General features: G+C 39.1%; 9 protein-coding genes and 3 pseudogenes. 7 read left to right on the top strand and 5 right to left on the bottom strand.

What is annotated here, in order from left to right:
• The 3 genes and pseudogenes from ACFIMS_RS05625 to ACFIMS_RS05615 form a co-directional block, all read right to left on the bottom strand.
• Positions 1-189 (bottom strand): hypothetical protein (locus ACFIMS_RS05625; RefSeq protein WP_375696475.1); only part of this gene is annotated, 189 nt, incomplete at its 3' end.
• A gap of 21 nt (positions 190-210) precedes the next feature.
• Positions 211-444: a hypothetical protein gene (locus ACFIMS_RS05620; RefSeq protein WP_375611072.1), complete on the bottom strand. Its 234-nt coding sequence runs from the start codon at positions 442-444 to the stop codon at positions 211-213.
• 9 nt (positions 445-453) lie between these two features.
• A pseudogene (locus tag ACFIMS_RS05615) lies at positions 454-651 on the bottom strand (phage tail protein); the annotation flags it as partial.
• Positions 652-828: 177 nt separating this feature from the next.
• Between ACFIMS_RS05615 and ACFIMS_RS05610 the strand changes: the two are divergent.
• The 7 genes and pseudogenes from ACFIMS_RS05610 (at position 829) to ACFIMS_RS05580 (ending at position 10,547) form a co-directional block, all read left to right on the top strand.
• Positions 829-1,995 (top strand): tyrosine-type recombinase/integrase, encoded by a 1,167-nt coding sequence (locus ACFIMS_RS05610; RefSeq protein ID WP_375696474.1) that lies wholly within the window; start codon positions 829-831, stop codon positions 1,993-1,995.
• 207 nt (positions 1,996-2,202) lie between these two features.
• Positions 2,203-2,403, top strand: a complete 201-nt coding sequence (locus tag ACFIMS_RS05605) for an AlpA family transcriptional regulator (protein WP_011180791.1) — start codon at positions 2,203-2,205, stop codon at positions 2,401-2,403.
• 98 nt (positions 2,404-2,501) lie between these two features.
• A pseudogene (locus tag ACFIMS_RS05600) lies at positions 2,502-3,182 on the top strand (virulence-associated protein E); the annotation flags it as partial.
• A gap of 111 nt (positions 3,183-3,293) precedes the next feature.
• The gene (locus ACFIMS_RS05595; protein ID WP_375612607.1) at positions 3,294-3,584 is read left to right on the top strand and encodes a CopG family ribbon-helix-helix protein; all 291 of its coding nucleotides are present in this window, start codon (positions 3,294-3,296) and stop codon (positions 3,582-3,584) included.
• The gene (locus ACFIMS_RS05590; RefSeq protein ID WP_208438787.1) at positions 3,581-3,853 is read left to right on the top strand and encodes a type II toxin-antitoxin system RelE/ParE family toxin; all 273 of its coding nucleotides are present in this window, start codon (positions 3,581-3,583) and stop codon (positions 3,851-3,853) included. Before ACFIMS_RS05595 ends, ACFIMS_RS05590 begins: the two co-directional genes overlap by 4 nt.
• Positions 3,854-4,033: 180 nt before the next feature.
• Positions 4,034-5,008 (top strand): annotated as a pseudogene (locus ACFIMS_RS05585) (DUF3987 domain-containing protein); the annotation flags it as partial.
• Between the two features lie 556 nt (positions 5,009-5,564).
• Positions 5,565-10,547 (top strand): DEAD/DEAH box helicase, encoded by a 4,983-nt coding sequence (locus ACFIMS_RS05580; protein WP_375696473.1) that lies wholly within the window; start codon positions 5,565-5,567, stop codon positions 10,545-10,547.
• Positions 10,548-11,514: 967 nt separating this feature from the next.
• Here ACFIMS_RS05580 and ACFIMS_RS05575 read toward each other — a convergent pair.
• Positions 11,515-14,145 carry a DUF6990 domain-containing protein gene (locus tag ACFIMS_RS05575; protein WP_375696476.1) on the bottom strand — a complete coding sequence of 877 codons (2,631 nt, stop codon included), beginning with the start codon at positions 14,143-14,145 and terminating at the stop codon, positions 11,515-11,517.
• 6 nt (positions 14,146-14,151) lie between these two features.
• The coding region (locus tag ACFIMS_RS05570) for a DUF637 domain-containing protein (RefSeq protein WP_375696472.1) at positions 14,152-17,035 on the bottom strand (2,884 nt) is incomplete at its 5' end.

The following is a 17,035-nucleotide window of genomic DNA, read 5'->3' as shown; positions in this document are numbered from 1 at the left end:
CATGGCTTTTTCTGCTTCTTGACGTGCATTAACAACCTGCTCTAACGGCGCAAAGGTTTCATACGAATACAAAGATGCCGTTCCTAAAAGCTTCGGAACAACAACGCTGTCTTGAGAAGTTCCTGCTATCATTTCTTCTCTCGTCGCGACCGGTATCAAATATTCATGTTCATGATCGGGTATCTTCATCTGCTTTCGTCCTCACATCATTCAGAGTACTTCGTCTAATGAACACTCTTTCAAATCTTCAAACTCTTCTCTTAAGGTCTCTAAGCGCTTCTCTAAATCTTTCAGTGAACCATCAAGCTCTGTTTTCAAAGCGGCTTTCAGTAAATCAAAAACGCCAGTAAGCGGCGCATGAACAAAACCTCCCCCAGAATACAAAACGACCCGTACTTGAGACGGGTCGCTAATCTCTGATATCGCAAACGGTTTTAATGACATTTCAACTCCTCATGTCTTGATCCCATAAATTACACTCACATTAACGGGGCGCGTTTCAACACCACCAACCCTCTCTGCCATGAGATGATGTTCATGATGCTCTCTGTCATTCAGACCTGCCGTTATAGGCGTTGAATAATATAAAAAATTAGCAAAGGGGCTCCTGATAAACCAAGGTAAACGCGGCGGCTTGTCTTTTTCTGTAAACCTACAACACACTGATTTATAATGATAATTCACTGTTTTGTATGTTGAATGAGAGTCTCGAATAACGTAAGATTCTCTCATTTCAAGTCTGTTTATATTGAATCAAACAAACCCATTTGCTTGCACGGCATAAGCGGGGCTGGCGTGTGGGTAAAACTGTATAAGAAAGGAATGAAAATGGTTCTTATGAATCGTCTTAACGCAAGGGCTGTCGCAACATTGGGAGCTGGCAAATATAATGATGGTGCCGGCTTGATCCTCCATAAGCGTAAAGATGGTGGTGCTCAATGGCTTTATCGTTATACCATTCACGGTCGGCGCCGTGAAATGGGCTTGGGCGCCTTAAGACATGTCTCTTTAAAAAAAGCCCGTGAATTGGCAAACCAATGGCGTGCTGTTTTACATGAGGGTCGTGATCCCATTAAAGAACGCGATAAACAAAAGCGTGAGGCAATGCGTAATCTTCATTATTTAAAAAACATTGCTTTAGATGCTTTTGAAAGCCGTAAAGCTGAATTAAAAAGAGATGGTAAAGCTTGTGATTGGTTTTTACCATTACGCCTTCATATTCTCCCTAAATTGGGCTGTCTGCCCGTTTCAGAGATTACACAAACAGAGATACGCAATACCCTTGCTCCTATCTGGCATACAAAAGCTGCAACAGCAGAGAAAGCACTAAATCGTCTTAATCTTTGTCTCAAACATGCGGCTGCATTAGGGTTAGATGTTGATTTACAAGCAGTAGAAAAAGCACGCGCGCTCTTAGGTAAACAACGTCATAAAACCACTAATAGACCTGCAATGGATTGGAAAGATGTTCCCGCCTTTTATCAGTTACTCTGTAAAACACAAAACATAACACAACTGGCTTTGCGCTTGCTTATCCTGACAGGCGTTCGTACCAACCCTTTGCGTCATATTCGTGAAGATCAGATTGAAGATGATGTATGGACTATTCCTGCTGAGAATATGAAAGGTTTGCGTGACGCTACAACAGAATTTCGCGTACCTCTATCATCTGAAGCGCTAAAAGTGATTAAACAAGCCCGTTGTATTTCCAAAAGTAATTTCATTCTGTCTTTTTCCGGTCGTGCTCCCCTTGCTGAGAATTGTATGGCAAAATATATGAGAGACAATAAACTTGAAGCCTGCCCGCATGGTTTTCGTTCTAGTTTACGCAATTGGCTTGCTGAAACAACCGATGCTCCCTATGAGGTCGCTGAAACTATTCTAAGTCATACAGTTGGCGGCAAAGTAGAGCGTGCCTATCGTCGTACTGATTATTTAGAACAGCGCCGTGTCTATATGGATAAATGGGCGGCTTATGTCACGGGTCAATCTTAAGATATGGGGTGAATAACCCCATGATCTGTGGATAACTTTCTCTCTCTTCTCTCTCATTCTCTCTCAATAAGACTCATAAATTATCACATAAGAAATTATATGATAAAATATTGTTTTCTATGAATAAAACATCTTTCTAAATGAACCAAAATGTGGTTAATAAATAGTTATGATTTGTTACCATTTTTTGATAGAAAGGATTTTAGTATGACAGAAAATGATATTCTTTTGACAGACCGTGAAAGTGCAAAATTGCTTCATATGAGTGTCTCAACATTCCGCCGTCATGTAACCAATGGCTCTCTCCCAAAACCTTTAAAATTTGGTTTTTTGTCCCGTTGGTTACAATCGGATCTTATCAATGTCATCGAGCAAGCAAAACAGCAACGTCAAAGTGACGCGGCATAAAAAAAACCTTGTCACGTAAGGACGGACAAGGCTTTCTCAAACTCATCACCCTAGAGATAGCACAATCCGTCCTGTGACGCAACGTTATAGGATTTACAATGATGTGTTCTTTTAAGAATGCGCAAGGTATCACACGTGCCTTGCGCGGGGTTTGGCATGGGCGTTATGGAACAGCCCGTTGCCCTGCTCATGATGATAGGCTGCCTAGTTTATCTATTTCTAATGGAAATGATGGGCGTCTTTTACTCTATTGTTATGCTGGCTGCTCTTTTAGAGAGATCATACAAGCGCTTATTAGAATTGGATTGCTTGGAAAACAAGCTTATGATCAGACGCTCTCTTTCTCAAAACAGTTTTGTGCTGATCTCAAACAAGCAAAAAGGAAAGCAGAAAGAGCAATTTGGCAACAAAGCCAACCAATCAAAAATACTTTAGCAGAAACCTATTTACGTATGCGGGATATTACATGTGATTTGCCTACAGATTTACGCTTTTACGACAAATGTCTACACCCCTCTGGGGGTACATTGCCCGCGTTGATTGCTCTTGTTAAGGGGGCTGGTTCCTTTGCCATTCATAGAACCTTTTTAAAAGACAATGGCTGCAAAACAGATCAAAAACCAGCAAAAGCCATGTTGGGATCTGTAACGGGTGGTGGGGTGCATTTAAGCCAAGCCAATCCAAAACATCTGGTCATTTGTGAAGGCATTGAAACCGGTCTGGCTCTTTTGTCTGGGTTGTTATCAGAGCCCGTTGATTTATGGGCGTCCCTTTCAACCCTATGAAAATGCAAAATAGATATAAAATATCTATTCTAATAGTACCTATTGAAGAAACAGTAAAAATACATTACATTAGAACTACTTTGTAACACATTAAGTGGTCGTAAAATGGCTGAGACAACATTTACCTTTCGCGTCGATGATGTATTAAAAAATGAATTTTCCAAAGCAGCAAAGGCGTGTGATAGATCTGGTGCACAATTATTGCGCGATTATATGCGCGATATCGTAAAAGAACAAAAAGAAAAAAGTGCATACGATTTATGGTTTCGGGAACAAGTTCAATTAGGGATAAACTCTGCTAATGCAGGTGATATAATATCTTCTGAAGAAATCGAAGCAGAAGCAAAGGAATGGCGCCTAAAAACACAAAGTAAACTCGATAGATCAACTTTATGAAGCTAATTTGGACACAAGTAGCACACGTTGACCGCAAAAAGATCCGTGAATACATATCACAAGATAATCCTTCTGCTGCCTTAAAGTTTGATCAACTTTTATCTGAAAAAGTAGAAAAACTTGTTAAATTTCCTACTCTTGGTCGTTTAGGACGAATTGTAAATACACGTGAACTTATTGTACATCCAAATTATATCATGATTTATGATATTTCAAATGGCGTTGTGCGTATTTTACGTGTGCTTCATACAAAGCAAAAATTTCCTTAATCAACTGTATTTTTATTTATTTGCTAATTGAAGAAAATTATTTTCTACAATACTGCGCTCCGTATCAGTAAGTAATGATAGATTACTATTTTTATAATATTGCGAATATGATTGCATAATTACTTTGCACACCGCTTAGTTTCTACTCGTAAAAATAATGATGATACTCTTGGTAAATGACGTTTTATCGTCAATGATGTGACCGTTGAAAAGCTTGGGGAACTCTTAAAAGAAAACCCCCGTGGTCTCTTAATGGTGCGTGATGAATTGGCTGGCTTTTTAGCCAATCTAGAAAGAAAGGAATATCAATCAGACCGCGCCTTTTATTTAACAGCTTTTAATGGCGATGATCAATTTACTTATGACCGTATAGAGCGTGGAACCATTTTTATCCCTTATGTCACTTTATCCATGATTGGAGGCATTCAACCTTCACGCATTATTCCGCTCATTCAAGCCATACACCGTGGAATAAACGATGACGGTTTATTGCAACGCTTTCAAATGATTGTCTGGCCCGATGACAATAAAGAGTGGCAATTGGTTGATAAACCGCCCAATCAAGAGGTCTGGCAAAAGTATGAAGGGGTATTTCGCTCTTTTCGTGATAAACGCTTAGGTTCTCCCGAACAACCACTGATTATGCGTTTTTCTCCTAAAGCACAAGTGAAGTTTTATGAATGGTTCGAGCATCTTCATAAAGAGGCAAAAGGAGGTACTCACTCAGAAAGCTTACAATCGCATCTTTTAAAAATGCCAAAGACCATAGCAAGCCTTGCGTTAATTTTTGAACTTCTTGATAGTGGTGGTTTAGAAATTGGTCTCTATGCCATTACAACAGCCTTGCGTTGGGAAAAATATCTGTTAAGTCATGTCAAAAGACTTTATGCGGCGGGGGATACATTAACAGCAGAGCGTGCAAAATTAATTGTTGAACGCTGTGATTGTTTACCCGATGTTTTTACAACAAGGGATATTTATAAACGTGATTGGAAATATTTAACAGACAATCAAACCGTTAAGCAAGCTTTAGAGCTTTTATGTCGTTGTAACTATATTCGTGAAATCTCTGGAGAGAATAACTCCCAAGGCGGTCGACCTACCATACGTTATGAATGGCACCCTTTAGTGAAAAGTCATAAGACATCTCACTGAGGCAATTTGGAAATCTTATAAAACATTAAACAATATAACAGTGAACCTTTAAAGCACTTCCCATCATTAGTTTTGGGGGGGGTATGGGGGTTTTGGGGGGTCTTTTTACCCCCCCCCCTTTATATATATTTTTTAATCCAAAATAAAAGTTATTATATTTCAATAAGTTAATCTTTTAAATAAACAACCTATATTAAACATAACACATAAATACAATTTTTAATATATATCTAAGAGGGTTTTGTAGGTGTTTTGGGGGGGTTAAAAACAGACAAAACCTATCAAAATACTCATTCTGATATTTTAAAGAACGTAGTACATTTATCTTGATGAATACGTGAAATGAATAGCAAATTTCACTACTTTGCTGATCTTATTCCATGTCATGGGCTGTTGATAAGCAGCCTTAAAGACCCATTTTGAAAAAAAATTATCCGCTTTTTAGCATTTTCCGAATTTTTCACACTATTCATTCAAAATGGATTTAATAAGCTTCATTTTGATTCTTTTGAAGAGAATTAATCAATAGAATATATTGTCATGGAGTTTATTCTTTATGCTTCGCCCTCATCATTCTGATAATGAACACGTCACTTTACGCTCTCTCTTAGAATATTATCGTCAACAAGCAAAATCACCCCGTGAATTGGGAACATTGTTTGAAAATCTTGTCATGGCTTATCTTATGCATGACCCTCTCCATTATGGACGATATGAAAAGGTAGAAACCTATTATGAATGGGCTGAAGAGCGTGAAGGTTGGAATAAAAATGATATCGGCATTGATCTGGTGGCAAAGCTTCGCAATCAAGAGGGATATGTGGCTATTCAATGTAAGTTTTATAAAGCTGACCATCAGATCAGTAAAAAAGATATTGATAGCTTTATCGCTGCCTCTGGAAAAGACATCTTTAAATATCGACTTCTCGTTGACAGCACAGAAGTAGAATTAAGTGACAATGTGAATGCCATGATTAAAGGACAAGCGATACCCGTTTATCGTATTGACCTTCGTCATATGGAAAACAGTCGTATAGACTGGCAAATATTTGCAACGAAAAAAGAAGTTGTTCTGAAATCAACAAAAGAGCCTCGTCCCCATCAAGAAGAAGCCATCAAGAAAGTCTGTGAAGGGTTAAAAGAAGCAGATCGTGGCAAGCTGATTATGGCATGTGGAACGGGGAAGACTTTCACTAGCCTTAAGATAGCAGAAACCATAGCAGGAACAGGCAAGCGTGTGTTGTTTCTGGTTCCTTCTCTGGCTTTAGTTTCGCAAACAATCCGTGAATGGACCCTTGATACAGAAGTGCCCTTGCGTTCCTTTGCGGTTTGTTCTGATACGAAAGTAGGCAAGCGTCGTAAAAACCAAGATGATATTGTTGGCATGGAAACATCAGATCTTGTTCTCCCTGCTACAACAGATGCGAAAGCCCTTGCCAAAGAAGCTTGTGAAAACCTAGCAGATGCAATGACGGTCATCTTTTCAACCTATCATTCTATCCAAGTGATTTCGGATGCACAAAATACCCATGGGTTACCTGAATTTGATCTGATCATTTGTGATGAAGCCCATAGAACAACTGGTGTTGTGTTGGGAACAGAAAAGCATGAATCTGAATTTATCAAGGTTCATGACAATAGCATTATTCGAGGCAAAAAACGCCTCTACATGACAGCAACCCCAAAGATCTTTAGTGACAAGCTGAAAAGGAATGCTTTCTTATCCAATAACGTTTTGGTGTCCATGGATAATGAAAAACTCTATGGCAAACAACTTTATACTTACAACTTTTCACGTGCTTTAGAGGATAAGCTGTTAGCACCTTGTAAAGTTATCATATTAGTTGTCAACGAAGAAGAAGTAAGCCAATCCATTCAACATCTTATTACCGATAAGAATTATGAACTTATTCTTGACGATAGGACCAAGATTAATGGCTGTTATAGAGCCCTTACCAAAATGGATCTGAAACTTGATCTTGAAGATGACCCCAAGCCCATGCGTAGAGCTTTAGCTTTTTGCAAAGATATTGAGACTTCTAAACGCATATGCAAGAGATTCAAAAAAGAAAAAGTGCAAGAATCTTTGCGCGCTCTTCATAAGAACTATAAAGATACTCCTCCTCTTAACTGTACCCTTGCCCATATTGATGGAACCTTTAGTGCTAAAGAGCGTACAAAACAACTTGAATGGTTAAAGGAAGATGCGGGGGAAAATACCTGCCGTGTACTTACCAATGTACGCTGTCTTTCTGAAGGTGTTGATGTTCCTGCTCTTGATGCCGTTCTATTTTTACACCCGCGCAAAAGTCAAATTGAGATTATTCAAGCAATAGGACGTGTAATGCGTCGAGCAGAGGGTAAAAAAAGAGGCTATATCATTCTACCCGTTGGGATACCCGCTGATATTCCGCCGGAAATAGCCTTAGAAAACAACCAAAAGTATAGTGTCATCTGGCAAGTTCTCAATGCTTTACGTGCTCATGATGATAACTTTAATAAAATAATTCACCATATGCACAAAAAACAAGACGTAAGCGATGCTCTTGAAATTGTTGCTGCTTCTCAAGAACTTGCGTTAGAAGATACGACCACGGTTATTGATGATTTACCTATACGCTCAAAATTAGAGTATTCAGGACTTAATATTGGGTTAGCAACTTATGAATCCTCTCACAGATGTGAAGAACAAGGAGAACTCCCCCTTTTTTCTAAATGTAAAGATGTCATTAAAGCTGCTATTGTTAATAGATTTTACGATCCTAGCTATTGGAAAAAATGGGCAATAAATGTTGGTGATCTCGCTCAAACTCATATCGCACGCTTAACTGAAGTTTTGACGAAATCAGAAACTGAAACACGGCAGGTGTTTAATGATTTTATGACCGAATTACGTAGTAATTTAAATACAACTATCTCCGAACAAAATGCGATTGAAATGCTTGCGCAACATCTTGTGACGCGTCCAGTCTTTAATGCTTTATTTGAGGGGCATCAGTTTGTTCAAGAAAATCCCGTATCTTGCGCTTTACAACGTGTACTCAATGCCCTTGATAAAGTTACTCCTAAAGAAGAATCTCAAGATCTCAAAAATATTTCTAAGAGTATACAATTTTACACGCGTGGAATTACCACTCTTGAAGCACAACAAAGTTTAATTGTAGAGCTTTACAATGAATTTTTCCGTTATGCTTTTCCGCGTACAGTAGAAAAATTAGGCATTGTTTATACTCCCATTGAGGTTGTTGATTTTATCATTCATTCTGTTGATGATGTGTTGCGTCATGAATTTGGAAAAAGTCTAGGATCACGTGGTGTTTCTATTCTTGACCCTTTTACGGGTACTGGGACCTTTATCACACGGCTATTACAATCCAATCTCATCAAACCAGAGGATATGGAATATAAATACCGTTATGATATCCACGCAAATGAGATTGTCTTGCTAGCCTATTACATAGCAGCCATTAACATTGAAGCAACCTATCATGGATTGATGAAAGGTGATTACATTCCTTTCAAGCATATTGGTTTGGCTGATACGTTTCAGACGCTTAAAGAAAAAAATTTGATAGACGGTATGCTCAAAGAAAACAGTGAATATTTAGAACTTCAAAAGAAACTAAATATCAAAGTTATCTTTGGTAACCCTCCTTATTCTATAGGACAAAAGAGTGAAAACGATAATGCGAAAAATACTCCTTATCCGATTTTAGATAAACGGATCAGTGAAACTTATGCGGCTCAATCGAAAGCAAGTCTTATACGAGGTCTGTATGACAGCTATATACGTGCCATTCGCTGGGCTAGTGACCGTATAAAAGACCGTGGTGTTATTGGTTTTGTTACAAATGCCGGTTTTATTAATGGAAGTTCTATGGATGGGTTACGAAAATGCCTCGTTGAAGAATTTAGCAGCCTTTATATTTTCCATTTACGAGGAAATGCGCGGACTTCTGGAGAACAACGTAAGAAAGAAAGTGGTGGAATTTTTGGTGAAGGTTCTCGTGCTCCTATTGCTATCTCTATTCTCGTAAAAAATCCAAATGCACAACTGCATGGTAAGATATATTTTCGGGATATTGGAGACTATCTCAATAGAGAAGAAAAGCTCACGATAATTGAAGAATTTAAGAGTATTGATGGCATTACACGAAGTAAACAAGGTTGGAAAATAATTACACCGGATAAGCATGGGGATTGGCTTAGTCAACGTGATGACAGTTTCAAATCATTTTTAGCTATAGGTGATAAAGGTGATAAAAAAGGTCATGGTAAAAAAATTTTTGAAAATTTTTCTTGTGGAATTATCACTAGCCGTGATGCATGGGCATATAATGCAAGCCGTGAAGCTTTAGCAAAAAATATGAATAACATGATTGCATTCTACAATAGTGAAGTGGAACGTTTTAATGATACTTATGTACATGCTGATCATAAAGCACGTACAAGGGCTGTAAATGATTTTATCAATACGAATGCCAAAAAAATCAGTTGGAGTCATAATGTTAAACAAGAATTGGTAAGAGAAACAATCTTTGAACTTGAAGAAAAATGCTTCACACAAAGCCTTTACCGTCCTTTTACACGACAGTGGTTTTATTATAATCGCGTTTTCAATGAAAGAGTTTATCAAATGCCGCGGATATTTCCTATAGGGCAAGCGGTTGAAAATAGAGTGATACAAATTACAGGTATAGGAGCAAATAAAGATTTTTCTGTTATTATGATTAAGACAGTATCTGATTTTCATGTAATAGAAAATGGACAATGTTTTCCACGCTATATTTATGAAGACACTACGGTTTCAAAAAGTAAAAGTGAGAAACAATCCCATTTATTTACAAACTCTATAGAGGAAAACAAAACAACTGGTTTACAGAAGCGTGATGCTATTACTGATGAAGGTCTAGACCATTTTAAAGCTGCTTATCCTAATGAAACCATAACAAAAGATGATCTATTCTATTATGTTTACGGTCTTTTGCATTCGGAAGATTATCGCTCTCGTTATGCTGATAATTTATGCAAAGAATTACCTCGCATTCCTTGTGTAAAGAGTGCTGATGATTTTTGGAAGTTTGTAACAGCAGGGCGTGAACTGGGTCATTTGCACATGAATTATGAAGATGTAGAGCTTTATCCAGTGACCTTTAAAAAGGGTAATCCAAAACTGACTGATATCTCTAATCCCGAAGAATTTTACTACGTTACAGAAATGAAATTTTCTGGGAATAGTAAGGAAAAGGATAAATCGACTGTTTTTTACAACAGCAATATCATCATGACGGATATCCCTCTTAAAGCTTATGAGTATATAGTCAATGGAAAGCCTGCTCTTGAATGGGTTATGGAACGTCAATGTGTCAAGACTGATAAAAAGAGTGGTATTGTCAATGATGCCAATCGCTATGCTGTTGAAACCGTTGGCAACCCTGCCTACCCTCTAGAGTTATTTCAGAGGGTTATTACCATAAGTTTAGAGACAATGAAAATCGTTAAGAACCTACCAAAACTAGAGATTAGAGAAACTGAATAACTTATAAAGCATGCTCACATAATGGGCATGCCAATCTTATTAAATCCGCTTATGTATTAGTTTAACTAACAGTCTATTTTATCATCTGTTATGAGATAAACTAAGATAGGAAATAATTACGTTATCAAGATCTCTTTAATGGACTTTTGTAAATTCTTTAAACGTATCATCTTGTGAGTTGATTACCTATAATCTTAAAAGGAATAATTTATCATGCATTATTCTAAAAAAGAGCATTTGCACTTTTTAACACTGTACTTTGGATTGCTTTAAGGCTTATAAGAAATCCCATCTTAAAGTGAATTAGATTTTTTACATTGCCTTTAAAAGATTATACCGTAATCTAAAATGAGTGCTTTATTGTTTTCAAAAGCTTTATTTAAAGAGAGTTATATATATTCATTTTCTTATATTACTTATAGGTTTTGAATGTTTCTCAAACCCTCAAAATACCTTCAAAAATATACCGTTGGTTGTATTTATAGGTTGTGTTTTAATATAGATTGTATCTCTAAAATGCTAATATATTGACTTTTATTTTTTATTGAAAAATATGTAAAGGGGGGGCGTAAAAAGCACCTCCAAAACCCCCAAAAACCCCTAAACCTCCAAAACTCATAACCATAATGGTCTTGATAGCATTTCTTATGAGTTACAAGCTATCTTTTGAAAGGCTTAAAGGATCATATGCTTTTCATAAAGCACATTTTAATCACTCACTAAAATCATAAGATTCGTCTGTTAAATAAACTGACATAACCGATAAAATAGACAAAAGCCCATTAAAAGAGATTTTGATCATCTATGGAATAATTTTATAGATCTTTTTTTATAGGTTGTTTCATTAAAATCTTGCACCAAAACCATGATCAGAACCCCACCACTTCAGTTTCTCAACTAGTGATCAAGGCTTTGGAGCGCGTCTTATTTTCTAAATTTCTGAAATCTTTTTGATATTTTTTAGGTGCTATTTCTTGTCTTTTTTTCCGATAAAATTGACTATTTTCTCTTTCCACGAGCGGGGTTGCTCCTTGCTGGTAACCTCTTGTGGATCATCAAGCTTTTCTGCCACCTGTTTAATCAAAGCGTAACTCACTTGCTTCACCTTTGCTACTTCTTTGGCTAAAGCTAATGCACGTTCAAGGTGGGTTTTGTTGATGCTCTCGTCAAAGCCTAGGTGATCACCTGCCGTAAAGCTTTTCTGATAAGATTGTAAGGTCTCAACATCACCCAATAAAGCAAGAGCGCCAAGATGAAGTAAAGCATAATCCGTATCGTTTGCTTTAGACGTGGCGCCTTTTTCCCAAGGAGCAGTGCCATAATCAGAGCGAAGTCTTTTAGAAAGGTCAATGTCTGTTACCGCCCATTTTAGCGCGTCATCAAGTGCTTGCTTTAAGCGATCCGCAGTAACTTCTGGTTCAAAGATTTCTAAACCCTTTGCTTCAAAATTAAGCTGTAAATCTGGAATATCTTCCGTGTAGGTAGGATCAATGAATTTACAAGCGGTGGAAAGAATGCCCGTGCTAATCATAAAGGCGCTATCAAATTGTGGGTAATCTTTGGCAATTTCGTCGTTATAAAGAATGTCTACTTCACGATCAGCCAATTGATAGCTTGCCATATGGTCATTCTCATTGATTTTCTCGGTTGACCAGCCTAGACTTTTTAAAAGTGCATGAGCACTTTCCATGGTGAGACGATCATCAGTGTCATCCGCTTCATCCACTTCCTCTGCCACTTCAACAGAAGTTGTTTTAGAAGCAACAGATGCTGTTTGCGGATCCAAGCTTAAAATCGGAGCGTTTTTAGGAAAACCAGTCCGATAACGGCGTGCAAGAGCAAGGACGTTATCAATAATATGTGCTATGTTTTCCCTTATCAAAGCTGAAAAGTTTTTATCCTTCAAACTTTCCTTATAAAATTTGAGTTTTTCAACATCCCCAATAAGAATAAGTGCAATAAGGTGCAACTTCGCAAAATCATATTCACTGTCTGGGGACAAAGCCGCATAATCATAGATGATTTGATTCACATTTTGTCGATCAGCCCAGCACAAAATATCCGCACTGATCTGTTTCAGCTTGCCTTCATCCAATTCAGTACTAGAAACTGCATAAACTTCTTCTGATTCTTTAAGAACGGTATATTGGGGAGTATTGATGAAAATAGATCGATAAGCTGTAGAAAAACCAAGTGTTGAAAGAGAAACCTTGAAGGTAACAAATGGTGTCTCTCCTTTTTTATCAAGGTCGTACACTATATTAATGATACGATCTTTCGTTATAAAATAAGCATTGCAATTGTAATTTTTATCACGATAGACTGTCCAGTCCATCCTTTTTAAGTCTTCAGAAACTGTATTAAGAAAAGACAAATCTTGTAAACTAAGACGATCATCTATAGCTTTTCGCTCATTAAGGATTTTCAGATATTCTTCAGCAAATTGAACGGCATGGTTAATATATCTCTCTACTTCACGGTCATCCAAAATCTCAGAAATCTTACCGGCTTCTAAAAAATTTTGATAAGATTTCAGAACATCAATTTGACCTGTCAATGCTAAACAAGCCAAATGCCAGACTATACGTATATTGTAGCTATACTTTTGAACACGTGTTTTGCTTTCTATTGATGCTTGTAAATCTTGGGCACGTGCCCACTGTATTATCCGCTCAGAGATTTTGATAAGCTCTTGCTCATCTAATGTCTCTACACAAATATCAATGCCTTTACCAAAACCACTAAAAACCCCCCCCCCAATCGTATTAAAAGAATTATAAATATTTTTAGGAGAAACACACCAATATTCCTTACTATAGTGAATACAATTGCAAGCGACAGAAATCATTTCATTAGATATTTCAGCTTCAATACGGACATTGTAATTATCATGAAGACGTATAAAACCAAAATCAAATTGAATAAAGCGGTCGGGCAAAATCAACCACATTTTTCCAGGTTCCGTTGAAAACCACCCTTGTGTTTTAAGAACGCGCATTGCTGCTGTGAGACTTATCGAGCGCTGTTTTGGCTTCTTGCGCGTTAGAATATCGTCTAATTCCCCATTTTTATAGGCCTGTGCAAAAAAAAGCAGGCGATCATCCGATGTCATTGTTTTATAATCAGCAAATTCTGGCACAGATAGTTTTGGGGTAGATCTATCACTCCTTAAAGCCTCCATATCACCAAGTAATGCTTGTGCAACGGCAGAATGATTAGTAGCTTCCTCGCACAACTTTTTTTCAATATCCTGTGCTTGCGCCCATGCAATCACTTTGTTTAAAGCGGTTGTGATATGGCTTTCGGAAAGATCCGGAGCTTTAACATTAAAATCCTCCTTCGCGTAAAACAGCACATCTCCATATTTACGCTGTGATTTTTCACCTCTAGAATATTCCCGAGCAAGACAATAAGCAGCGGTGGTGAGATCAGCCGAAAGCAAAAACTCTTTGCCACTCTCTCCATAATTTTTTACACCATAGCCAATACCGACAATGCGATCGGGAAGATGATAATGCGCAAAAGTATCCCCCACGTTATCACGATAAGGCTCCCAGCCCAGTCTTTTTAAAATCTCTGTGACATCTTTAGTTTGCATCATGAATCACTTTCCTTGTGCAAGAAGCTCTGTTAAACGGCTCGGATGACGAATAACTTCGTATTTTATCGGTCTCCCCCAACCCTTGCCCAGTTGTTCTTTAGGCCAATTTTTCTTAAAATCATCTAATGCTTCCTCAAATTTTTCTGCACTTCCTTTATAATCTCTCTTAAAATCGCTGAGTTCCTGTTGATATTTATTTAGCTTTTCTTTGTTTTTCTCAAGGAATTTTAAAACAACATCTCCTGTGGGTTGCGCATCTCCTGTTTTATACTCCTTTTCCAAAATCTTTTGGTTTTCGGTTAGACCAGCATTCCCCGTTTTTACCTCAACAATTTTTAATTCACCATCCTCTATATAGAGAATATCAGGACGGGATCTTATTGCAACTTCCTTTGTCCCTCCTTTACCATCAGGTTTCTCAACTATTTTTTTAAACGATGCTTCTTGCGTACATGTTGTGCATCCTGCTTCCTGTAATTTTTGCATTTCTTCTGTACGCTTTCCGTCATGATGCTCCTTATTTTTTTCGAGTGTTTCACGATTGCTATTGCTTTTTGAAGGCTTTTGAGACATTTCACCCTTGGCACTGTCTTCAGAGCCAATTTTTCCAACTGATTGGGCAACTTCCTTTTCTGCTTTTGCAGCTGCTTCTTCAGTCTTAGCAGCAAATTTAGCCAGAGCCTTTTCGCCAAGCTTTATGCCTCCCTTGGCTGCTCCAGCAACTCCTGTCATTAGGGATGCTGTTTCAGTCAATAATTTTCCAAATTCAAGTCCAGCTTTAAAGGATCCACCAGCACCGGCTCGCTCATATTCCTCCTCCATTTTATTAATGCGATCTACATAGGACTGTCCAAGGGTCTGACCAATTGTCGCCAAAATCTCACCACTGCTGAAAAAATCTTTGAGCGCTTTCAAAGTCTCTTCGGGATGTTTGGCTATTTGGAAAAAACCATCAAGCGTATCGTATATTTCAGCCGGTACACCAGCTACCATACCTGCCGCAAAGCTTATATCTTGCCCTGTACTAATCGCAGTCCACTTCGCAGACACTTCTGCTGCACATAAAAAGTCAGGACACTCCTTTAATTCTTTCTCCATCTGAGCTTGTTGAGCACTGCTGAGGTAGTTATTTGCAGCGGCATTACCTGCGGCATCAGCGCCGGCATCAACATTGCCACCGGCAAGGGCAGCGGCAACGCCCCCAGCAGCCCTTGCAACATCAATGGTGTGGTCTCTAAAGTCAGCAAACTGCGCATCAATCTTTGCGTTTATACGCGCTTCCTCTTCCGGAGTTGGGGTGCGACCGTTTAGGTCCCCCATTTCCTCTTTCACAATGCCTTGCACCCACAATTGAAACTGGAGCATAGCAGTGGCTTCACCCACAGCACCCCCCACAGCACCGGCTGTGCAAGCACCGCTCGCAACAGCGCCTTTTAAGCAGCCAAGACCGGCGTGGGCAACGATCTGCGTGACCGTGTCTATTTTGCCTTCTGCCTTGGCGGTACCGATTTCTTCCGCCAACGATTTGCCAACCGTATCAGACAGGGCGATGCGCAGATTGTTAAAAAAGTTCTTGTCAAGAGAACCACCCTCAAGAGCCGTTTGAACGCCTGTGCCAATGGCGGCTTTGATCAAGTTCTTTTCCGCCTCACGGGTGATGCGATCAACCAGAGGAGCCGTTTTGGGCAAGGATTGCCCAACACCAGCCATTTCGGTTAGTTGGCTGGTTAAGCCCGCCGTTAACATCGACGAGACAATGCTGAGAACATTCTTTGAAGAGCCAAGCTCATGCAAGGCGCCGGCAATATTGCCGCGATTATTGACAAGAGCCACAGCGCTTTTGTTAATCAGCGCTTGGACACCAGCCTGTATCGCCGCATTCATGGCGGTGCTCGAGCCAAGCCCCAAAGCACCGGTAATGGCACTGGCAGCGCCCGAGGCTGCTCCACCCGTAACCGCCGTGACAGCCAATGCCACGAGAGCCGCACCGGCTTCTGTCAGCCCTTGGGCTTTATAATCCCAGTCTTTAAATTCAGCCTTAACTGCTTGCCAATCCACTTGCTTGGATAATTCTGGATCATCACGCAGTTGCTTGATCCATGCCATGCCTGGAGAGCGAGACAATTGCTCAAGGGATTTGTCTAAATCACCGGTTGCCTGATACTCAACAACAAAGCCATCACCCGCATCAAGCTTTATGCCACCCTTAGCATCTATGGTGACATGCTCGATGGTCTCCTTAAGGTAACCTTTATCGCTCTCACTCCACCACACAAGGTTTTCATTACGCTGATAAACGTCCTTAAAATCTTGATCCTTGTTGGTCAGAAACTTGATTTTTCCCGTATCTGATGCCAAATGCGTCTGACCACCACTTTTTGCCCCTATGGCATCAAGCGTGAGATCCCCATTTTGCGCATGCATGGAGAGGTTGCCCTCTGTTTCTATCGTGGTTTTGTTTGTAGTAACTTCTGTTGATTGTTGACGAAACTTATTCTTTTGCTTCGATTTGTCGCCTTCTTTGCCCCTCAGATCCAAATCAAAACTGTTAAAATCTTGCTCTGAAATCGCGTTGAGAGCGCCACCACTGGTGAAATCACCATTGCCCTTGGCTTTAAACTTTCCCTCAAGGTTAAGTTCACCACCTGTGACAATGGTCAAATCTCCATCACTGTTGACTTCTGTCAAACGGTGCTCACTGCTTTGGGCGTTATAATGCCCTTTTTCCAATGTCTCCTTATGGTCACTCTCTAGCACTAATGAACCAAACGTAGCAGAACCACCGACAATCACCGTCGTCGATCCACCACTGCTCCATTGGCCACCAGTCATGCTTAAATCGCCAAGGGAGTGAATGTTTAAATCCTGTATAGAAATGATTTGAGCC

The organism is Bartonella sp. AP331QHHD (assembly GCF_042195905.1).
GTDB lineage: Bacteria > Pseudomonadota > Alphaproteobacteria > Rhizobiales > Rhizobiaceae > Bartonella.
This window is presented reverse-complemented; position numbering and strand designations above follow the sequence as displayed.